Origin of the sequence: Variovorax davisae, assembly GCF_030316845.1 — a bacterium.
Classification (GTDB): Bacteria; Pseudomonadota; Gammaproteobacteria; order Burkholderiales; family Burkholderiaceae_C; genus Variovorax; species Variovorax davisae.
Genome location: NZ_JASZYS010000023.1, coordinates 17,631 through 41,033 on the forward strand (window position 1 = coordinate 17,631; position 23,403 = coordinate 41,033).

Here is a 23,403-nt window from a genome sequence, read left to right on the forward strand (position 1 = left end):
TCGAGAAGATGTTCGGCGCGCAGCGCGGCGGCCGAGGGGCCGCCGCGCCTTGCTTGGGGCGTTTACAGGATGCTGTGGTGCTGGGCCCTGTCGTCGACCAGCAGCTCGCTCGTTGCGGCCAGGTTCGTGGAGGCCGGGGAGGTCGTGGCAGCGACGGGCGCGTCGGCCGCCTTCAGGCCCAGGGCCGACAGGTCGATCTGCATCGGCCCACCGTCCATCAACAGCCCGCTCCAGTCGGTGTCGGAGGCCTCCAAGGCCAGGGCTGTCCGTCCGCCCGTGATGCCGAAGAACCGGATCTGCTCGGTCACGGTGGCCGTGTCGCCGTCCGCATCCTTGACGTCGAAGGTCATGTCGACGGTGAAGTCCGGGTGCGACAGCGAGGTCACGACCGTGTAGTGGCCGTTCTTTTCGATCTGCATCGTCAAGCCGGTCTTCACGTTCACCGTGATGACGTCCTGGTCGCCGAAGACGTGTACGGTGTCGCCGATCTTGACCTTCGACAGCTCGAAACCGCCGTCGCCGCCCAGCGCCACGCTCTGGGCGTCGCCGCGCAGGTCGATGGAGTCGAACAGGTTGCCCTCGACCCTCGGCAGGGTGTCGAGCAGCGCGTCGGCCAGGTCCTCCGGGTCCTTGACCGGGATGAACTTGTCGTTGACGTCGCCCTCGACCAGCGCGGCCTTGATCTTGGCCTCGGCCTCCGGGGTGGCGACCAGGTCGCCCAGGGCCACGCCGTAGACGTCGATCAGGTCCTGGTTGGCACCGCTGACGAAGTCCTTCCAGGCCTGTGGCACGCCGGCGTCCTGCGGCACGCCGTCGGTCACGAAGTAGACCTTCTGGTCCCATCCCGGATGGTTGTCCATCGACTGCTGCACCAACTGCTGGGCCTCGCCCAGCCCGGCCGAGTAGTAGGTGCCGCCGCCCCGCATCTCGGCGCTGGCCACGAAGGCACGGGCTTCGGCGATCGTGGCGAAGGTGCCCGAATAGTCGAGGATGTCGTCGAACAAGACGATGTTGATCTCGTACTCGGTCTCCGCCGGATAGGCTTTCTGGTACTCGTCGAGCAGGCGCACCAGCGACAACTTGGCCTGCTGCCAGCGGTTGAGCGGCTTACCCTCGGGATCGGTACCGCCGTCCGCTATAAGCATGCTGCCCGAGGCGTCGATCACCAGCGTGATCGCCACGCCCGAGGCGCTGTCCGGCATCTCGATGACGAAGGCCTTGTCGTCGCCGCGCACCTCGTCGTTGACCACGGTGATGCCGCCGGTCTTCGATAGGGTCTTGCCGTTGTTGTCGGTGACCGTGATCACGAAATCGTTCGACTTCGTCTCGCCCACGTTGCCGCCGCTGGTGTTGTGCGCCTTCGGCGCACCCAGCGTGTAGGCGTAGCTGTACTGGCCATCGCCCAGGTTGGTGATGACCAGGGTGTCGCCACCGACCGTCACGGTCTTGCTGCCGACCAGGCTGTTCAGGTCCGCCAGCGCGAGGCCGGCGTCCTGGCCGCCCAGGGTGATCGACAGGCTGGCCAGGCTCGAGCCGAGGCTGAAGACGCCGCTGGCCGTGAGGTCGCTGGTGGCGCTGCCGTCGTCCAGCAGCCAGTCCTCGCCGGTGCCGCCGGGCAGCGCCGCCTCGTGCACCACGGTGTCGTCGGCGCGCAGGTCGAGCAGGTCCTCGAAACGCAGGGTCGCCTCGTTGGACACGGCGCCCGGGTTGCCGGCCAGGTCCACGACCTTGGCGGTGTAGACGTGGCTGCCGGTGCCCTGGTCGAGATCCTTGTCCTGGTAGGTCCAGTCGGTGCCGGTCACGGTGGCACTGTCGATCTCCACGCCATCGCGGTAGATCACCACGCGCTCGCCGGCGTTCAGGCCTGCGCTGAGCGAGCCCTTGATCAACGGGGTCTTGTCGTCGGTCACCGGATGGCTCGTGAAGTCGAAGTCGCCCGTATTCACCCCCTGGTCATCGAGGTAACCGGTAATCGAGACCGTCTGTGGCGGCGCCGTCGTATCCACCGTCAGCGTGAACGGATCGGAGGCCTTGCCCTGGTTGCCGCCCGCGTCTTCCACGCGCGTCGTGTAGCTGTAGGCATGGCCGTCGACCAGACCGCTGTCCTGGTACGTCCAGCCCGAACCAGTCACCACGGCGTTGCCCAGCTTCACACCGTCGCGGTACACCACCACCACTTCGCCCGCAGCCAGCGCACCCACCACCGCGCCCTTCAGCAGCGGCGTCGTGTCGTTGGTCGTGCTGCCGGACAGGAAGTCACCCTGCAGCGGATCGAAGTTGTCGTAGTAGCTCGTGATCGGCGCCGTCGCCGGCGGCGGCGTGTTGTCGAAGTTGAGTACGAACTCGTTGCTCGTGCCAACGTTGTTGCCCGCCACGTTCACCACACGCGCCTCGTAGCTGTACGCGCGCTCGGCCGCCAGGCCGCTGTCCTGGTACTCCCAGGTCGTGCCCGTGAGCGTCGCGTTGCCCAGCTTCACGCCGTCGCGGTAGATCTCCACCACTTCGCCCGCGCCCAGCGCCACCGTCACCGACCCCTTCAGCAGCGGCGTGTCGTCGTTGGTCGTGCCGCCACTCAGCACCGCCTCCAGCCCCGGCGCCTTGTCGTCGATCACCTGTTGGATGCTCACGCCCACCACGATGTTGTCGGTGTTCAGCGTGAAGCCCAGGCCGTTGGACGGATCGCTCGCGTTGCCCGCGGCATCCACCACGCGCGCCACGTAGTCGTACTTTCCTCCGTTCGACAGGCTGGCGTCGTCGTACGACCAGCTCAGACCGTCGGCGCCGGTCGTCGCCTTACCGATGTCCACACCGTTGCGGAAGACGTGAACTTCCTCGGTGCCGCTCAGCGCCTTGGAGATCGTGCCTTCCAGGCGCGGCGTGTCGTCGTCGATGACGTTGGCCGGGTCGGCACTGCCTCCGCTCTTGATCGGAACCTGCTTGTCGCCCTTGTTGTCCACGATCTGCGTCAGCACCACGTCCTGCGGCGGCGGCGTGAGGTCCACGTGGAGCGTCCACGTGTTCGAGTCCGAGCCCGCATTGCCCGCCGCGTCCTTGACCACGGCCTTGTAGACGTAGCTCTGGCCGTCGTCCAGGCCGCCGTCGTCGTACGTCCAGCCCTGGCCCGTGCCGTCGATCGTGGCCGTGCCGATCTCCACGCCGTCGCGCAGGATCACGACCTTCTCGCCCGCTGCCAGCTTGTCGTTCAGCGTGCCCACCAGTTGCGGCGTCTTGTCGTTGGTCCAGCCGTCGTTCGCCACCGGACCCGTCACCGGCGCCTGGTCGTCGTTCACAGCCGTGATCGTCGCCCACGTGTCCGGCCCTTCCCACAGCATCGTGATCTTGTAGCCGTCCGAGACCGGACCCACGTTGCCCGCCGCGTCTTCGACGCGTGCCGTGTAGGTGTAGGCCGTGTCGTTCTTCACGCCACCCTTTTCGTCCACCAGCGTCCAGCTCGTGCCGCTCACGTTCGCATAGCCCACGAACACCTCGGCTCCGCCTGCCTCCAGACGGTACACCGCCACCTTCTCGTTGCCCGCAAGGCCGCCTTGCAGCGAACCGCGCAGTTCGGGCTGCGTGTCGTTGGTCGTTCCATCATTCGCAACCACGCCCGTCGCCGGGTTCACGTCATCCCACACGCTGTCGATCGCGGGCTTTTGCGTCGGCGCAGACATGTCCACACGGACGGTGTAGTCCTGCGACACCCCACCCTGGTTGCCCGCCGCGTCTTCCACCCGCGCTTCGTAGATGTAGGTCTTGCCGTCGGCCAGGCCGCTGTCGTCGAAGGTCCAGCCCGTGCCGTTGACCGTGGCCGTGCCAATTTCCTTGCCGTCGCGCAGGATCACCACCTTCTCGCCCGCGCCCAGCACGTCGCTCAGCGTGCCGCGCAACTGCGGCGTCTCGTCGTTCGTATACCCGCCGCTGCCGATCTTCTCGGCCACCGCCAGCGCGCTGCCGTCCGCAGCCACGTCGTCGTACACGCCCTCGATCGTCGTCGCCTGCTCCGGCGCCCTCGTGTCCACCGTGAACTCGAACAGGTTTGACTTCGCGCTCTCGTTGCCCGCCGCGTCGACGTTCGTCGCCTCGATCTTGTGCGCCTTGTCGTCCAGCTTTTCTGGCCAGCCCTGCGTGTTCGGCCCAGGCGTGAAGCTCCACGACCCGTCCGGCTGCACTTCCGCCTCGCCGATCTTCACCCCGTTGTCGTAAATCACAACCTTCTCGCCCACGACACCGCCCGTGCCGCTGATCGTCGGACGGTTGTCGTTCGTCGAACCACCAACGGCCACCGGACCCGTGATCGGCGCTACATCGTCTTCAACGCCTCCAATCACCGGAGCCCCAGGCACGGTCGTATCCACCGTGAGCGTGAACGGGTCGGAGACCTTGCCCTGGTTGCCGCCCGCGTCTTCCACGCGCGCCGTGTACTCGTAGGTCTTGCCGTCTTCCAGATCGCGGTCCTGGTACGTCCAGCCTGAACCGGCCACCACGGCGTTGCCGAGCTTCACACCGTCGCGGTACACCACCACCACCTCACCAACACTCAGCACACCCACCACCGTGCCCTTGAGCAGCGGCGTCGTGTCGTTGGTCTGGCTGCCCGACAGGAAGTCGCCCGTCTGCGGCGCAAAGTCGTCGTGGTAACCAGTGATCTCCGCCGTCGCCGGCGGCGGCGACTTGTCGAAGTTGATCACGAACGGATCACTCTTGCCGGTGATGTTGCCGGCCGCGTTCACCACCCGCGCCTCGTAGTTGTACGCGCGCTCAACCGACAGGCCGCTGTCCTGATATTCCCAGGTCGTGCCCGTCACGGTGGCCGTGCCAATTTTCACGCTATCGCGGTAGATCTCCACCACCTCGCCCGCGCCCAGCGCCATCGACACCGACCCCTTCAACAGCGGCGTGTCGTCGTTGGTCGTGCCGTCGTTCAACACAGAACCCGTCACCGGCTCCTCGTTGTCCAGCACCTGCAGGATCTGCACCCCTTGCGGAATGACATTGATGTCCAGCTTGAAGCCCAGGCTGTTGGACGGCTCGCTCGCATTGCTCGCGGCATCCACCACGTACGCCACGTAGTCGTAGGTCTCCAGGTTGCCCAGCCCGGCATCCTGGTACCACCAGCTCTTGCCGTCGGCGTTCATCGTCGCCTTGCCGATGTCCGCCCCATTGCGGAAGATGCGCACTTCCTCCGTGCCACTGAGCGCCAACGAGATCGTGCCTTCCAGGCGCGGCGTGTCGTCGTCGATGGTGTTGGTGGCACTGCTGCCGCTCGTCACCGGAACCTGGCTGTCACCCTTGTTGTCCACGATCTGCGTCAGGACCACCTCTTGCTGCGGCACATCGGTGTCCAGCCTGATCGTCCAACTGTTCGAGTCAACACCCGGGTTGCCCGCCCCATCCTTGACCACTGCCTTGTAGGTGTAGTCATGGGCGTTCTCCAGGCCGCTGTCGTCGAAGGCCCAACTCGTGCCGTCAACCGTGGCCGTGCCGATTTCCACGCCATCGCGCAGGATCACAACCTTCTCGCCCGCTGCCAGCGCAGCCGACAGGTTGCCCACCAGTCGCGGCGTGGTGTCGTTGGTCCAGCCGTTGTTGGGCACGTCGGCCGTGCCAGGCAATTCGTCGTCCTTGACCGCCGTGATGAACACACGGGTGTCCGATCCATCCAACTCCAGCTTGATGCCGTAGCCATCCGAGTCGGGGCCCACGTTGTGCGCCGCGTCTTCCACGCGGGCCGTGTAGGTGTAGCTCTTGTGGTTGCTCATCCCCCCATGCTGGTCCACGAGCGTCCAGCTCGTGCCGTTCACGTTCGCATAGCCCACGAACTCTGGCTGGGTGCCCCCCTCTTCGAGGCGGTACACCGCCACCTTCTCGTTGCCCGCCAAGCCGCTTTGCAGCGTGCCGCGCAGTTCAGGCTGCGAGTCGTTGGTGTAACCGCCGTTGCCGATCTTCTCGGCCACCGCCAGCACGCCGCCGTCCTCCGCAACGTTATCCCACACACTGTCGATCGTGGGCTTCTGCGTCGGCACAGAGGTGTCCATGTTGAGAACGAATTTCTCCGACATGCCGCCACGGTTGCCCGCCGCATCTTCCACTCGCGCTTCGTAGATGTAGGCATTGCCGTCGATCAGACCGCCGTCGTCGAAGGTCCAGTCCTTGCCATTGGCCGCTACCGTGGCCGTGCCAATCACATCGCCATCGCGCAGGATCACCACCTTCTCGCCTGCGCCCAGCGCATCGCCTTCCAGGCGGCCTTTCAGCTGCGGCGTCGGGTCGTTCGTGTAGCCGCCGTTGCCGATCTTCTCGGCCACCGCCAGCGCGCTGCCGTCCATCGCAACATCGTCGTACGCCCCATCGATCGTCGCCGATTGCGTCGGCGCCTTCGTGTCCACCGTGAACTCGAACGGGTTCGACTTCACGCTCTCGTTGCCCGCCGCGTCGACGTTCGTCGCCTCGATCTTGTGCGCCTTGTCGTCCAGCTTTTCTGGCCAGCCCTGCGTGTTCGGCCCAGGCGTGAAGCTCCACGACCCGTCCGGCTGCACATCGGCTTCGCCGATCTTCACCCCGTTGTCGTACACATACACCTTCTCGCCCGCGGTCCCGCCCGTGCCGCTGATCGTCGGACGGTTGTCGTTCGTCGAACCACCGTTGACCACCGGACCTTCGATCGGCGCAATGTTGTCCTCAACTCCGCCTATCACCGGCGCTCCAGGCACGGTCGTATCCACCGTCAGCGTGAACGGATTGGAGATCTCACCCTGGTTGCCGCCCGCGTCTTCCACCCGCGTCGTGTACTCGTAGGTCTTGCCGTCTTCCAGACCGCCGTCCTGGTACGTCCAGGTCGCGCCCGTCACCGTCGCGTTGCCCAGCGCCTTGCCGTCGCGGTACACCACCACCACTTCGCCCGCACCCAGCACGCCCACCACCCTGCCCGCGAGCAGCGGCGTCTGGTCGTTGGTCGTGCTGCCCGACAGGAAGTCTCCCGTCTGCGGCGCGAAGTCGTCGCGGTAGCTCTCGATCGGCGCCGTCGCCGGCGGCGGCGTCTTGTCGAAGTTCAGTACGAACGGATTGCTCTCGCCGACGTTGTTGCCCGCCACGTTCACCACACGCGCCTCGTACTTGCACGCGCGCTCGTCCTTCAGGCCGCTGTCCTGGTATTCCCAGGTCGTGCCCGTCACCGTGGCCGTGCCGATCTTCACGTCGTCGCGGTAGATCTCCACCACGTCGCCCGCGCCCAGCGCCACCGTCACCGCCCCCTTCAGCAGCGGCGTGTCGTCGTTGGTCGTGCCGCCGCTCAGCACCGCTTCCACACCCGGCACCACGTCGTCGATCACTTGCAGGATGCTCACGCCCACCGGGAGGATGTCGATGTCCAGCCTAAAGCCCAGGCTGTTGGACGGATCGCTCGCATTGCCCGCGGCATCCACCACGCGCGCCTCGTAGTCGTAGCTGCCCTTGTTGGACAGGCCCGCGTCCTGGTACGACCAGCTCAGGCCGTCCGCGCCGATCGTCGCCGGCTTGCCAACGTACACGCCGTTGCGGAAGACGTGAACTTCCTCGGTGCCGCTCAGCGGCTTGGAGATCGTGCCTTCCAGCCGCGGCGTGTCGTCGTCGATCGTGTTGACGGCGCTGCCGCCGCTCTTGATCGGGTCCTGCTTGTCGCCCTGGTTGTCCACGATCTGCGTCAGCACCACCTCCTGCGACGGCGGCGTGAGGTCCACGTTGATCGTCCACGTGTTCGAGTCCGCTCCCGCGTTGCCCGCCGCATCCTTGACCACGGCCTTGTAGACGTAGCTCTGGCCGTCTTTCAGGTCGCTGTCGTCGAAGGTCCAGCCCTTGCCCGTGCCGTCGACCGTGGCCGTGCCGATCTCCTTGCCGTCGCGCAGGATCACCACCTTCTCGCCCGCTGCCAGCACCTTGTCCAGCGTGCCCACCAGTTGCGGCGTCTCGTCGTTGGTCCAACCGTCGTTCGCCACCGGACCCGTCACCGGCGCCTCGTCGTCGTTCACACCCGTGATCTTCGCTTCCGTGTCCGGTCCGTCCCACTTTATCGTGATCTTGTAGTCGTCCGAGTACGGGCCCTCGTTGCCCGCCGCGTCTTCCACCCGTGCCGTGTAGGTGTAGTCCGTGGCGTTCTTCACGCCACCCTTCTCGTCCACCAGCGTCCAGCTCGTGCCGCTCACGTTCGCATAGCCCACGAACACCGACTTGGCACCACCCGCCTCCAGGCGGTACACCGCAACCTTCTCGTTGCCCGCCAGACCGCTTTGCAGCGAGCCGCGCAGCTCGGGTTGCGTGTCGTTCGTGGCGCCGCCGTTGTCGACCTTCTCGGCCACCGCCAGCAGGCTACCGTCCGCCGCCACGTCGTCGTACGCGCCATCGATCGTGGGCTTTTGCGTCGGCACAGAGGTGTCCACACGCACGATGTAGTTCTCGGAGATCCCGCCACGGTTGCCCGCCGCGTCTTCCACCCGGGCCGTGTAGATGTAGGTATCGCCGTCTTTCAGGCCGCCGTCGTCGAAGGTCCAGCCCTTGCCCGTGCCGTCGACCGTGGCCGTGCCAATTTCCTTGCCGTCGCGCAGGATCACCACCTTCTCGCCCGCGCCCAGCACGTCGCTCAGCGTGCCGCGCAACTGCGGCGTCTCGTCGTTCGTATACCCGCCGCTGCCGATCTTCTCGGCCACCGCCAGCACGCTGCCGTCCGCAGCCACGTCGTCGTACACGCCCTCGATCGTCGTCGCCTGCTCCGGCGCCTTCGTGTCCACCGTGAACTCGAACGGGTTCGACTTCGCGCTCTCGTTGCCCGCCGCGTCGGCGTTCGTCGCCTCGATCTTGTGCGCCTTGTCGTCCAGCTTCTCGGGCCAGCCCTGCGCGTTCGGACCCGGCGTGAAGCTCCACGACCCGCCCGGCTTCACTTCCGCCTCGCCGATCTTCACCCCGTTGTCGTAAATCACAACCTTCTCGCCCACGACACCGCCCGTGCCGCTGATCGTCGGACTGTTGTCGTTCGTCGAACCACCGTCGACCACCGGGCCTTCGAGCGGCGCTACGTCGTCTTCAACACCAACAATCACCGGCGCCCCAGGCGCCGAGTAGTCGGTGACGACCTTGAACTCATCGGACTTGCCGCTGACGTTGCCCGCCTCATCGGTCGCCTTCGCCGTGAAGACATCCTCACCCTCGGGCAGCGGCGTGGTCGGCGTGAAGCTCCAGTCGCCGTTCTCGCCGGCCTGCACCGAGCCCAGCGGCTCGCCCTTGTCGTACACCGTCACGAGGCTGCCTGGCTCGGCCTTGCCCTTGAGGGTGGGTGTCGGGTCGTTGCTGGATCCGCCATTGGTCAGCACGCGGGTGCCATCCGGTCCGGGCTCGTTGACGTCGTCCGTCACCGAATCGATAGTCGGCGCCGCAGGCGCTTCGGTGTCGATGCTGAAGTTGAACGGACCCGCCTGGCTCACGTTGCCCGAGGCGTCGGTCTGCTTCACCGTGATGCTGTGGCCGTCCGGAACCAGATCCGTGTCGGGCGTGAAGCGCCAGGTGCCATCCGGATTCACCTGGGTGGTACCGAGCCGCTCGGCACCGTCGAACACCTCGATGGTGCTGCCCGGCTTGCCCTTGCCCTGGATTTCGGGGCGCACGTCGTCAGTCACGCCATTGGGCTTGACGTTGCCCTGGATGTCGCCGAAGTTGTCCACCAGCGCGCCGATGGACACCGGCAGCTTGGCGGTATCGAGCACCACATGGACCTCGGGGCTCGGCGCGCTCTCGTTGCCTGCCGGGTCGGTGACCACCGTGGTGAAGTTGTGCGGGCCGTCCTCGAGTCCCTTCGACGGCGTGAATTCCCACTCGCCCTTGTCGTCGACCTTGGCGCTACCCAGTTCGGTCTCACCGTCATAGACGGTCACGACACTGCCCGGCTCAGCCGTGCCCTTGAAGGTCGGCGTTGCGTCGTCGGTGGTGTCGCCATCCTTGAGGTCGACCTTGAGGTCACCCTCGTCGTCGATGACCCGCAGATCGTCCACCGAGGCCGGGGCCTTGGTGTCGACCGAGAAGTTCCACACGCCCGTCGGCAGGCTGGTCTGGCCGACCGGGTTGGTCGCCGTGGCCGTGATGTCGTGCGGGCCGTCGCCGAGCGGCTGGGTCGTGAACACCCAATCGCCGTTCGCGTCGGCCGTGACGCTGCCCAGTTCCGTCTTGCCGTCAAAGATATGGATGACGTGCAGGGGCTTCGACGTACCGATGATGGTCGGCGTGTTGTCGTTGGTCACCTCGCCCTTCTGCAGGTCGTGCACCGGGCCTTCGTCGTCGCGCACGTTCACGATCACCGGCACGTCAGGCTGCGTGATGTCCACCACGATCTGGTAGCCGGCGCTCGGATCGGTCCGGTTGCCCGCTAGGTCGAACTCGACCGCCGTGAAGACGTTGGAGCCGGAAGGCAGCGGATCTCCCACCTGCAGGGTCCACTTGCCGTTGGCGTCCACGGTCGCACTGCCCAGTACAGAGGTGCCGCGGCCGTTCGTTACCGAAACGACCACGACGTCGCCCGCCGTGCCCGTGCCCGAGATGAGCGGCTGGCTGTCGTCGGTGGTCGCGCCGGCGGCGACGTTGCCCGTCACACCGCCGATGTTGTCATCCACGCCGGTGATGGCCAGCTTGCTGGCGTCCGGCGGCGTGTAGTCGGTGATGACCTTGAACTCTTCGGACGGGCCGCTGACGTTGCCCGCCTCGTCGGTGGCCGTGGTCGTGAAGACATGCTCGCCTTCAGGAAGCCGCGTGGTCGGCGTGAAGATCCAGCTGCCATCCGGACTGGTCTGCACCGAACCCAGCACCTCGCCCTTGTCATACACGGTGACGATGCTGCCCGGCTCGGCCGTGCCCTTCAGCGTCGGCGAGGGGTCATCGGTGGTGTCGCCGCTCTTCAGCGGATCCTGCTTGGGACCGACGTCATCGAGCGCCGAGCCGATCACCGGCGCCGACGGCGCCTCGGTGTCGACGCGGAATTGGAATTCCTCGGTGGGTGCGCTCAGGTTGCCCGCCCCGTCCTTCGCGACGGCGGTGATGCCGTGCTGGCCGTTGCCCAGCGCCTTGTCGGGCGTGACGCTCCACTCGCCACGGCTGTTGACCGTGGCGGAACCGAGCACCTCCGTGCCGTCGTACACCGTGACGATGCTGCCGGGCTTGCCCTTGCCGACGATAACCGGGCGCGGGTCGTCGGTGACGCCGCCGCGGTCGATGGCCTCGCCGGCGTTGGGGCCCACGTTGTCCACAACGACGGTGATCGACACCACGACCTTGGAGGTGTCGACGGTGACTTTCAGTTCAGGGCTCGGCTCGCTCTTGTTGCCCGCGGGGTCGGTGACGACCGTCGTGAAGCTGTGCGGGCCGTCGTCGAGTTCCTCCTTCGGCGTGAATGCCCACTGGCCCTCGTCGTCGGCCTTGACACTGCCCAGTTCTGTCTTGCCGTCGTAGATGGTGACAACGCCGCCGGGTTCTGCCGTGCCCTTGAAGGTCGGCGTGCTGTCGTCGGTGGTGTCGCCGTTCTTGAGGTCGCCCGTCTGGTCGCCGGCGTCGTCGATCACCTTGAGGTCGTCCACTGCGGCCGGGGCCTGGGTGTCGACCGAAAAGCCCCAAGGGCCGGTCGGTGCGCTGACCTGGCCGGCGGCGTCGGTCGCGGTGGCCGTGATGCTGTGGGGGCCATCCTTCAGTTCGGCCGTGAATTCCCACTTGCCGTTGTCGTCGGCCTGCACGCTGCCCAGCAGCTCGCTGCCGTCGTAGATCTTGACCAGGCTCTTGGGCTCGGCGGTGCCGATGATGGTCGGCGTGTCGTCGTTGGTGACCTCGCCCTTCTGGAGGAAGTGGCCCTCGCCCACGTCGTCCCGCACGTTCTCGATCACCGGCGCGTTCGGGCCGGCGATGTCGACGGTCACGGTGTAGGGATCGCTCGGCGGGGTCTTGTTGCCCGCCGGGTCCCTCTCGATGGCCGTGAAGGTGTTGTTGCCCGACGCCAGGGCTTGGCCGCTCACCTGCAGCGACCAGCTGCCATCGTCGTTGACCAACGCGCGGCCCAGTTCGCGCGTGCCGTTGACATCGGTGACCGACACGATGATCGTGTCGCCCGCGGTGCCCGTGCCCTTGACCAGCGGATGGCTGTCATCGGTGGTTCCGCCCGATGCCACGTTGCCGGTGACGGGTTCGATGTTGTCTTCGACGCCGGTGATCTTCAGCTTGCTGTGGTCGGGCGGGGTCAGGTCGACGCTGAAGTCGAAGGGATCCGAAGGCTCGCTCGTATTGCCGGCCTTGTCGGTCTCCGTGATGGTGATCTTGTGCGCGCCCTCCCCCAGCGGCGACTTGTCGTCCGGCGTGAAGCTCCAGTTGCCGTTCGGGTCGACGAGGGCCGAACCGATCCCCTTCCCATTGTCGATGACGGTGATGACCGAACCGGGCTCGCCGGTGCCGATGAACTCGGGCTGGGTATCGTCGGTCACGCCACCGTTCTTGATCGGGCCGATGATGTCGCCCACGTTGTCGATGACCGATTCGAGGCCCTTTCCGACATGGGGCAAGTCCGTGTCGATTTCGAATGAGAGCGGCGGTGTCGGCTTGCTCTCGTTGCCAGCCTTGTCGGTCTCGACCACAGTGATCGAATTCAACCCTTCGGGCAAGCGCTCCTTCGGCGTGAAGGTCCAGTTGCCTTGCGGATCGACGGTGGTCGAACCGATGACCGCAGTGCCATCCTTCGTCTTGTTGGTGATGGTGATGACATTGCCCGGCTCACCCTTGCCGAAGAACTCGGGATGGGCGTCGTCGGTCAGGCCGCCGTTGGCGATAGGGCCGGTGATCGCCCCCTCGCTGTCAGTGGCGCCTCCGAGGTTGGCGATTGGCGCCGAGACGTCCACCTTGAACACGAAAGGATCCGACGGAGCGCTCTCGTTGCCCGCCTTGTCGGTCTCCGTGACGACGACCGAGTGCGGTCCTTCGTCCAGCGGATCCTTGGGCGTGAAGCTCCACTTGCCGTCCTCGTCGACCTCGGCCGTTCCCAGCAGTTCGCCGCCGTCGATGACGGTGATGACCGAGCCCGGCTCGCCTTTGCCGGTGAACTCGGGCTGGCGGTCGTTGGTCTCTCCACCCGAAGGGATGATGCCGGTGACGGGATCGACGCTGTCGATCACCTCACCCAGAACTGGCTTGCCCGGTTTCTGGATGTCGACTTCGAAGACGAATGGGTCCGACGGCTCGCTCTTGTTGCCAGCCTTGTCGGTCTCCGTGACGACGACCGAGTGCGGACCTTCCTCCAGCGGATCCTTGGGCGTGAAGCTCCACTTGCCGTCCTCGTCGACCTCGGCCGTTCCCAGCAGCTCGCCGCCGTCGGTCACGGTGATGACCGAGCCCGGCTCGCCTTTGCCGGTGAACTCGGGCTGACGGTCGTTGGTCTCTCCGCCTGGAGGGATGGTGCCGGTGACGGGATCGACGCTGTCGATCACCTCACCCAGGACCGGCTTGGCTGGAGGCTCGGTATCGACTGCAAAGACGAAGGGATCGGACGGATCGCTGGTGTTGCCGTTCTTGTCGGTCTCGGTGACGGTGACCGAATGCGACCCTTCCGTGAGCGGCTTGTCAGGCGTGACGCTCCAACTGCCATCCGGCTTGACGGTGGTCGTCCCGATGACGGACCCGTCCTTGTCGGTGATGGTGATGGTGTTGCCGGACTCGCCCCTGCCAGTGAATTCGGGACTTTCGTCGTCAGTCACACCACCATTGGCGATCGGACCCTGGATATCACCATGGTTGTCGTTCACCCTGTCGATCCCGCTGGTCGTCGGCTTCTGCGACGGCTCCGGCGGCTTGACGACGACGGGTTCGACGCCATCCGAACCGCCACCGCTCGCCGCGGCCACCAGGCCGGCGAGCGCCGCGCCACCCAGCAGCAGCGGCCAGAACGCGAAGCGGTCGTCCTCGCCCACCGGCCCCGGGGGCACCGGGTCGCCGGCCAGCGCGATCGGCGCCATCTGGCCGTCGGCCAGCGAGAAGATGTCGCCGCCATCGGTGCGGCCGTAGGCGTAGAGCTGGCCGTCCTCGGCCACGCCGTAGATGCCCGAAGGCTCGGCCAGGGCGTAGAAGCCCTCCAGCACGAGGGCCGGGCTGGCCTCGCCCTCGAGCGTGACATGGAGGTCGTTGCCGACGCGCGTCAAGGTGGCGTTTTCAGGTCCGACGTCGCCATCGCCCTTCAACAGGTATTTGACATTCGGCAAGGCCTTGATCTTGAGCGGCGTCGCGCCGTCCAGGGCGATCGGGTCGCCCGCCTTCTTGCCGTTCTTGTTGATGACTACTGCCGTCTTTTTTTTAGCCACTGAATGCCCCAGCCCTGTTAAAAGAATAAAAAACCGAACCAATAAAGTTGCGAGTCGAATTGCAGGCCAATCAGGCCCGCAATGGCAGTGCGCGACTCAATGAGACTCATCGCAAAGCGCTTCGCGTTTGCGATCAACCCTTTGCCACCCGAGCGTCCCGACCTTCGGTGATGGGCCTCGATGGCGACGTGGTGATGCACTGCCCGGGGGCGCCGATTCGCGTCGACGGCCCACCTCTACCAGCTTGAATGGCGGACTCTATTGAAGGGGGCGTGAATACAGAATGGGAAAGGGGCGCGAGGCGGAGATGAAAGTTCCGAAAAACGACCGAAAGCGCTGATTCCCTCGAATACCGTGCCGCAGATCACGAAAAAGGCGAGCGCGAACGCGCCGACCCGCAGCCCCAGACAGCGCTCAGGCGGGAATCGCGTGTGCGCGGGCGAAGGCCTCGGCGCGCGCCAGCGCCGCCACCAGTTCGCCGCGCGCCATGGCACAGAGCGCCGTGGCGTCTGCATCGAGCCCTGCGCCTTCGGCCAGCGCCAGGCCTTCGACGGCCCGCAGCGCGCGGACCGCCTTGGCTTCGTCCAGCTGATGGCAGGCCGAGCACAGCCGGTGGGCCAGCTGGCGCAGCCGAACGTGGTCGCCGGCTTCGACGGCGGCGTCGAAGGCCTCGAGATCCTGCCGGGTGGCGGTGATGAAGATGCCCAGCAGCTGGGCGACGTCGCCGAGATCGCCGCCGCACAGTGCGGCCAGCGCCGGATAGGCCACGGCCGGCGCGGGCGCATCGACCGCCGGCTCGCCGGCCGGCGCGGCCGGCCGATCCAGCACCTCCGCCAGCGCATCGCGAAGGTCGAGCAGCTGCAGCGGCTTGGACAGGTAGCCGTCCATGCCCAGCGCCCGGCAGCGCTCGGCTTCGCCCTGCAGGGCGTTGGCGGTCAGGGCCACGATCGGCAGGCGCGCGAGGCCGAGCTCGGCTTCGCGCGCGCGCACCCGGCGGGCCAGGTCGTAGCCGTCGAGGCGCGGCATGTGGCAGTCGGTCAGCAGCAGCGCGTAGTCGGCACCGGGCGTCGTCAGGCGTTCCCAGGCCTGCTCGCCATCCTCGGCGCAATCGCAGGTGAAGCCAAGCTTGGCGAGCTGCATCGTGATGACCTCGCGGTTGAGCTCGTGGTCCTCGGCGAACAGCAGCCTGCGGCCCTGGCCGATCGGCGTGACCGCCCCGCCGCCCGGGGCCGCACGCCCGCCCGGACGCAAGGTCGGCGCCGCATCGGCGCCCGAGGTCCAAGCCCGCAGCGGCAGCGTGACGATGAAGCGGCTGCCCTGGTTCAGTTGGCTCTCGCAGCGGACGCTGCCGCCCATCAGGTCGACCAGCTGCCGCACGATGGTCAGCCCGAGGCCGGTGCCGCCGTAGCGGCGCGTGGTGGCGATGTCGGCCTGCCGGAAGGGCTCGAACAGCGACTCGATGGCGGCCGGGTCGATGCCGATGCCGGTGTCCTCGACCGAGAGCTCGAGCGTGGCCTCGGACGGCCGGCGCACCGCCACCGCGACGCCGCCGTCCTTGGTGAACTTGAGCGCGTTGCCGATCAGGTTGGTCAGGATCTGCCGCAGGCGCACGGCATCGCCGACGATGAACGGGGGAATCCGCGGGTCGATGTCGAACGTCAGGCCGATCGCCTTGCGCTGCGCGTCCGGGGCCAGCGTGAGGCAGATGTCCTCGACCAGCCCGTGCAACGACAGGGGCCGGTGCTCGAGTTCGAGCTTGCGGGCCTCGATCTTGGAGAAGTCGAGGATGTCGTTGATGATCGTCAGCAAGGCGACCGAGGCCTCCCGGCTGCGCATCAGCATCGCGCGCTGCTCGTCCGTGAGCGGCGTGTCGATCACGAGGTCGATGGTCCCCAGCACGCCGGTGAGCGGGGTGCGCACCTCGTGGCTCATCATCGCCAGGAACTGCCGCTTGGCGTCGAGCGCCGCGCGCGCCTCCTCGGCCTTGGCGGTCAGGTCGGCCTTGAGCGCTTCTTCGCGCGTGATGTCCTTGACGATGCCGGTGAAGGTGACCCACGCCGGCTCGGCGCCGGCCTCGACGCTGGTCGTCACGCTGCCGCGCACGTCGAGCGTGCGCAGCTCGCCGTCGCGGCCGCTGAGCCGGATCTGGTCGCGGTAGGCCCCATGGCCTCGCCGGTAGGCCTTGCGCAGGCCGCGTCCGGCCCGGTAGCGGTCCTCGGGAGGCAGCATCCTGAGCAGGTCGCGGTAGCAGATGTCGACTTCGCCGGGCCGGCGGACGATCTCCCGGATCTTGGGGTCGGCCGTGATGACCGTATCGCCCAGGGCCAGGTCGGCGGCGGCGGAATCCTTGTGGGCGCGGGTGACCGAGCGCCAGACGCCGAGGCCGCCGACCGTCAGGGCCAGCGCCAGATTGGCTTGCGACTGCTCGGCCTGGCGCTTGGCGTCGCTCAAGGCCAGCTCGCCGAGGCGCCGCTCGGTGATGTCGCGGTTGATGCCGATCAGGAAATCGTGCTCGCCGCGACCCCGGTTCGGCGAGGAGAAGCCCTCGACCCAGCGCACCGCGCCCGAGTCGTCGACGATGCGGAACTCGTACGCCATCACCTCGCCGGACTGTCGCGCAATGGCCATCCGCCGATCGAGTTCGGCGGCATCGTCGGGATGCACCCGGGCATACGCCGCGGAAAGACCGCTCTCGCCTTCCTTCATGCCGAGAACCTTGCGCGCCCGTGCGTCGGCATGGGTTTCGTCGGTGCTCAGGTTCACCTCCCAGGTGCCCATGCCCGCGGCGTCGAGGGCGATGCTCAACCGGCCCAGGGCCACTTCGAGTTCGCGCTGCAGCTGTTTCTGCTCGGTCACGTCGACCACCACGCCGACGATGCCGTACAGCTTGCCACGGCGGTCGCGGACCGGGCGTTTGCTCGCCAGGTAGCTGCGCCGCACGCCGCCGACCACGATCTCCTCGTCGAAGCTGCGCGCCTGGCCGGAGGCAATGAGCTCACGGTCCTGCGCGACGAAGCGGTCGTGCAGCGCGGCACCGAACAGGTCCAGATCGTTCTTGCCGATGGCTGCCGACGCGCGCATGCCGAAGGCACGCTCGAACTCGGTGTTCAAGACCTGGTAGCGCAAGGCCGTGTCCTTGAAGAACAGGACGTGCGGCACCGCATCGAGGATGGCATGGATCTGGTCGTCGAGGCGCTGCCGGGCGCGGGTGCGCAGGTACTGCATGAGCACCAGCGCGACGATGCTGAGCGATATCAGCGCCATCGAGAACCAATGCAGCTCAATGGCCATCGGCTGGCCGAAGAAATAGCTGGCGATGCCGAGCACGCAAGCCAGCACCATCGTGACAGTGCCCGAGTCGACCGTCCGCCACAGCACACCTGCTTTGATCATGGAGACCCCGCATCGGTCTGAAGACCGCTCGGGCGGAGACTAGTTGATCGGCGCAGAACGCGCCAGTCGGCGACACGGACGGCGCCCGCCGGGCGGGGCTTGGCATGGGGCCTTGATACTCAGCCCAGGTCGGCGACCGGCACCTCGCCGCGGCGTTTCGGAGCGGCGGCCAGCGGTGTGCGCGCGAAGGACGGCTGCCCCCCCTGCCGCGCCCTGTTCGCGAGCCGGTAGGTGGCGTCCGGCAAGGCTTCCAGGGTCCAGCCGTTCGCACCGTCGAGCGCGAGCGCGACGCGCAGCTCGTCGATGGTGCAGGCCAGGTTGTCGATGCGATGCCAGTTGGCGCCATGCTCGCCGGCCGGCAGCATGCGCGTGAGCCAGCTCGCGGCGACGGGGCGGCCGGCGCTGTAGAACAGTTCGAGCGCGATGTCGAAGTCGACGGCATCGAGCTTCAGTTCCTCGTCGTTGAAGGCGACGATTCTTTCGGTCGGATGGAATGCGTAGCGCTCCCACACGAGCAGCCGCGGCGTGCTGTCGAATCCGAGCGAATCGAGAAACGAGAGGATCACGCGATAGAGGTCGCTGAAGTAGCGCGGCGAGGCCGGGACCCTGTCGCCCACCATGCCGCGCTGGCGGACCGAGCGCCCCTGCTGTTGCATGGGCACGCGGAGCACCGGAACGGCGGATCCGGTCAGGTCGCGCGCGCAGGCGGCCACGTCCCGGCCCTGGCTGTCGGTATCGGGCACATCGCCCAGCAGCAGCAGGTCGAGGGTGGCCGCCCCCGGCCCCAGCGCCAGGAACTCGTCGAGGTTCGTGAAGACGAGCGGGGAGTGACCCAGTGCGCGCAGCACGCGGCGGATGAGTTCGCGCGAACGGGGCGAGTACGCCAGCACCCCGGCGCGCCGGGCGGCGGTGCGGCTCATGATGCGACGGCCCGGCCGGCCGGGACGGGCGCCCAGGCGTCGAAGCTGCCGGCCCCGTGGCGAACGGGGGCCGCAGGGGCGGACCCGTCGTGCCAATGCGAGGCGCTGCGGGTCGGCGAGCGGCGCGGATTCAGGAACACCAGGTGGCTGCGGGCGAACCGGGCCCACTCGGCATGGTCGAATACCTCGAGGGAGCCGCGCAGGCCGAGACCGACCAGGGCGGCCAGGGAGTAGTCCTTCCAGGAGGCGCAGAGGGTGCGGGCGCGGCCCGCCAGCAGCTGCAGGAGTTCCTGGGAACGGGGCTTCGAGAGGTAGCCCACCGCGCAGGCGAGCCGGACCAGATAGGCGAGCTGCTGGATGTCCCAGGCCATGACGCTGAGGCGATCGTGGCGGAGTTCGTCGACCCGCGCGATGCGGGCGCACCGTACCATGTACAGGCAGCTGTCCTCGAGCGCCGCGTATTCGTCGGAATCGACCTGCTCGCGCAGCAGCCAGGCGGCGATCGCGCGCTTTTCGGCCGGCGTCATGCGGCCCAGCCCGTCGAGGCGGGAGTGGATCACGCGCAGGCAGCTTTCCTGGGAATCGATCGCCCAATGCTCGTGCAGCACGCGGTGGATGCGCCGCGGGGACAGGGCACTCGCGAGTTGATTGAAGTTGTCGCGCATCAGCAGCGCGAAGTTGCCGCTGAGCAGGCAGCCGAACAACTGCTCGGGCGACATCGATTCGGTCGGCCTGAAGGCGATGGCGAGAGACCACTGGTCGAGCGAGGGACCCAGGCGCCAGCGCAAGACGGCCCAGACAAGGAGCGCGCAAATCAAGGCGGCGGGAACGAAAGCTGTCATGGTGTTTCCCTGGCACACGCGCGAAGCGCAGGTGCGATTTCTCATGGATGAAGGCCACCGCAGGTTTCGAGCGTCGTCTGACGCCGCAGTGACGACGTTCGATCGTATGAACGGCGCCGCGACGGCTCTATCGGATCCGTCTGAAAGAACGCAACGAAAGCGCCACTTAAGCACTACAGCTGCGCGCTGCGATCTGTGAACGGCGCGAACAAGCAGAAGGGCCGCGGCGCCCGCGACCCTTTCTCCCTTCATACAGGCGGCTGGCTTACCAGTGGAAGCCGATGCCGGCGCTGACGCCGGCATTGCCGCGCGTGTTGACCGTGCCGGCCAGCTTGGTGACCCAGCGGCCGTTCTCGGCCACCTTGGACATACCCACCGCGACCGCCGATTCGCCGCCCATGTTGCTGAGCGCGGCGGAAGCCATGCCGCGGCCCGGGATCACCGATTGCGGCAGGGCGGCCACCGCCATCGACGCGGCCGCCGCGGCGTTGGCGTCGCGCTTGACGCTCTCGACCTCCGACTGCACCTGGTTCAGGCGCTGATCGGTATAGGCCCTGGCGCTGTCCGCCACCGTGTCGAGCTGGCGTTTGTTGACCGCATCGGTCTGCACCACGCCATCGGCCACGTTGGCGATCGCGCGCTCGTTGCCTGCCGAGCCCACCGAGACCGTGTTGTCGCGGTTGGCCACCGAGCCGGCGCCGAGCGCCACGCTGTTGCCAGCCGAGGCCGTGGCGCCGGCGCCGATGGCCACGGTCTGGCTGCCGGTGGCCGCTGCCGCCTGGTCGGCGTCGCCGGAGGTCGCCACGTGCCCGTTGGCCTGCCCGGTGCTGGTGACCTTCTCGACCACCGTCAGTCGCGAGCCTGCGTCCTTGACATTGCCAGCCAAGCCCTGCAGCGCGTCGTTGACGTTGCTGTAGCTGGCATTGTTGACGGTGTAGGTCGGCGCCGTGACCTTGCCATTGGCGTCGACCGTCGAGCCACCGCCCAGGGCCTGCGCGACCGAACTGCTCACGCCATGCAGCTGGCTGCCGTTGGTGGCGTCCAGGCTGCTGGCGTTGACCGCACCGGTGGCAACGCCGGTCAGCGTGCGGGCGCCGGCGGTGCCGGTGAAGTCCACCGAGGTGCCGTCGGCGCCCTTGGCCACCGTGATGGCGCGGGTCGTCGCGTCCTGCCGCACCAGGCCTTCCGAGCCGCTGCCCAGGCTGTCGTTGAGCTCGGCGATCTGCTGCGTGTGGGTGGCGACGCGGCCGTCCAGGTTGGTGACGGCGTCACCCACGTTGTGGACCGTGGTGCCGCCCACGTTGTAGCTCGGCGCCGACACCGTGCCATTGGCGTTGACCACCGAACCGCCGCCCAGGGCGGAAGCCACCGAGGTGCTCACGCCATGCAGCTGGCTGCCGTTGATGGCGTCCAGGCTGCCGGCGTCGACCGCACCCGCGGCGACGTTCTTCAGCGTGCGGGCGTTGCCGTTCTTGTCCGCGAAGTCCACTGCTGCGCCGTCCGTGGCCTTGCCCACCGTGAGGTTGGCGCCCGCCGAAGCCTGCTGCACCAGGCCGACCGTCCCGTTGGTGACGTTGTTGGCCAGGTTCGCGATGTCGGACGTGTTCTGCGCGATGTTGGTCGCGTTGGTGGTGACGCGGCCATCGATGTTGGTGACGGCGTCACCCACGTTGTTGACCGTCGTGCCGCCCACCGCATAGCTCGGTGCCGAGACCGTGCCATCGGGACTGACCACCGAGCCGCCGCCCAGAGCGGAAGCCACGGAGGTGCTCACGCCATGCAGCTGGCTGCCGTTGATGGCGTCCAGGCTGCTGGCGTCGACCGCACCGGCGGCCACGCCGGTCAGCGTGCGGGCGCCGGCCGTGCCGGTGAAGTCCACCGACGTGCCGTCGGTGCCCTTGGCCACCGTGATGGCGCGGGTCGCAGCGTCCTGCTGCACCAGGCCGTTGGAGATCTTCAAGTCGGCGATGTCGCCCGTATGGGCCGCCACGCGGCCGTCGATGTTGGTGATCGCGCTGCCCACGTTGGTGTACGTGGTGCCGCCAACCGTGTAGCTCGGCGCGCTGATCGCGCCGGTGGTGGCGTTGTACGTCGCGCCACCGCCGAGTGCCGCGGCAGCGCTGGCGCCGGTGGTGTTCGACTTGATGGCTTCCGACTGCAGCTGGCTGACGTTCACCGCGTCGGTGAGGGCCGCGCCGGCGGCCAGGTTCGTGAGGCGGCGCTCGCTGCCGGCCGCGCCGATGGACACTTCGCCATTCGCTGCCGACGCCGTGCCCGACAAGGCCGACGAACCGGCGTTGTAGGCCGCCGCGCCCAGATTGGCCGTCGTGGTCGAGCGGGCGCCCAGCGCCACCGAATTCACCGCCGTGGCAGCTGCGCGCTGACCCAGCGCGACCGCATCGACGGCGCCAGCATTGGCCAGCGTGCCAAAGGCCAGCCCATTGGTGGCGCCCGCGGCGACCGTCGCCGAAGCGCCCATGGCGATCGACTGGATGCCCTCTGCGGCGGCCGAGGCGCCGATGGCCGTGGACGAAAGCCCGGCGCTCTTTGCCTTGTATCCCAATGCCAGCGACTGGTTGCCCGACGCCTCCGACTCGATGCCGACCGCGGTCGCGTTGCCACCGATGGCTTGCGACGCCGCGCCCACCGCCGTCGTGCCCTGTGCCGACGCCTTGGAGCCGGCGCCCACCGCGGTCGAGTCCCCGCCGGTCGCCGACGCCGCGCCCGACGAGTAGGTGCCATCCTGCGCCTGGACCGGCGCGCCGATCACTGCCGCCGACGCCAAACCGGACAGCCCGCCCGATGCCGCCGCAGCGACGATGACGGCGGCGATGACCCGTGCGCTGCTGCGCTTGCCGCGGGCGCGGGTGAGTTCCGAGGCAGCGACCCAGGCGCCGAGCGATTCGTTCCAGAGGCTGCGATGTGACTTGTTCATTGAATTTCCAGATAGCCGAATGAAATCGTCGAACTGAGCCTTTTCGGAAGCCGCTTTTGGGAGCTTGGCCGATCAACTCGGAGGGTGTTCAACGGGATAGACAAATGCTATTAATTTCAATTGCTTCAAAAAATGAGAACCGTCTCAAACAGGCGCGCGGACATCGTCGAAAAGGCGGTCTTTGTGCCGTGTCGTGAACAAAGTCACGCAACGATCAGCGAGAAGGTTGTGGCGCGTACGCGCAGCCGGGGTCGCCGCCGCGACCGCGTCGGAGGCCCGCCGTTGGCAGAATCCCCTCCATGGGAACCCTCTACCTCGTGCGCCACGGGCAGGCCAGCTTCGGCGCCGCCGACTACGACCAACTCAGCGACCTGGGCCGAAGGCAATCGGTGCGGCTGGGCGAATACTGGCGCGAGCGCGGCATGCGCTTCGATGCCGTGATCACCGGCACGCTGAAGCGCCATCGCCAGACCTGGGAGGGCATTGCCGAAGGCCTGGGGATCGGGCCCGAGGACGTGCTGCCCTGGCCCGGGCTCAACGAATACGACAGCGAGGCGATCATTGCGACGGTCCATCCCGGCAAGCTCGAGAAGCCCGACTCGCCGGAGCTGTATCGCCACCATTTCCGCCTGCTGCGCGACGGGCTGGGCGCCTGGATGCAGGGCCGCACCGAGCCGGTGGGCATGCCCAGCTATGTCGATTTCCTGGCCGGCGTGACGACCGCGCTCGACCACGTGCGCGACAAGCACCACGGCACCAAGGTGCTGGTGGTGTCGAGCGGCGGCCCGATCAGCACCGCCGTGGGCCATGTGCTGGGCACCAGCCCCGAGACCACGGTCGAGCTGAACCTGCGCATCCGCAACACCGCGGTGACCGAGTTCGCGTTCACGCCGAAGCGCCACATGCTGCTGACCTACAACACGCTGCCGCACCTCGACGCCCCGGCCTATGACGGCTGGGTCACCTATTCCTGA

At 67.4% G+C, this 23,403-nt stretch carries 6 protein-coding genes; 1 reads left to right on the forward strand and 5 read right to left on the reverse strand.

Annotated features, from left to right (window positions below; all coding sequences use genetic code 11):
* Window positions 1-62: 62 nt before the first annotated feature.
* The 5 genes from QTI33_RS33395 to QTI33_RS33415 all read right to left on the reverse strand — a co-directional run bounded on the left by QTI33_RS33395 (window position 63) and on the right by QTI33_RS33415 (window position 22,429).
* Window positions 63-14,381, reverse strand: a complete 14,319-nt coding sequence (locus QTI33_RS33395; RefSeq protein WP_286510894.1) for an Ig-like domain-containing protein — start codon at window positions 14,379-14,381, stop codon at window positions 63-65.
* A 372-nt stretch (window positions 14,382-14,753) separates the two neighbouring features.
* Window positions 14,754-17,732: an ATP-binding protein gene (locus QTI33_RS33400; protein ID WP_286510895.1), complete on the reverse strand. Its 2,979-nt coding sequence runs from the start codon at window positions 17,730-17,732 to the stop codon at window positions 14,754-14,756.
* A gap of 119 nt (window positions 17,733-17,851) precedes the next feature.
* Window positions 17,852-18,652, reverse strand: coding sequence for a hypothetical protein (locus QTI33_RS33405; RefSeq protein WP_286510896.1), 801 nt, complete (start codon window positions 18,650-18,652; stop codon window positions 17,852-17,854).
* Window positions 18,649-19,494, reverse strand: coding sequence for a DUF1266 domain-containing protein (locus QTI33_RS33410; protein ID WP_286510897.1), 846 nt, complete (start codon window positions 19,492-19,494; stop codon window positions 18,649-18,651). Before QTI33_RS33410 ends, QTI33_RS33405 begins: the two co-directional genes overlap by 4 nt.
* Window positions 19,495-19,759: 265 nt before the next feature.
* Window positions 19,760-22,429, reverse strand: a complete 2,670-nt coding sequence (locus QTI33_RS33415; RefSeq protein WP_286510898.1) for an ESPR-type extended signal peptide-containing protein — start codon at window positions 22,427-22,429, stop codon at window positions 19,760-19,762.
* A 299-nt stretch (window positions 22,430-22,728) separates the two neighbouring features.
* Here QTI33_RS33415 and QTI33_RS33420 point away from each other — a divergent pair, with 299 nt between their 5' ends.
* Window positions 22,729-23,403, forward strand: coding sequence for a histidine phosphatase family protein (locus QTI33_RS33420; RefSeq protein ID WP_286510899.1), 675 nt, complete (start codon window positions 22,729-22,731; stop codon window positions 23,401-23,403).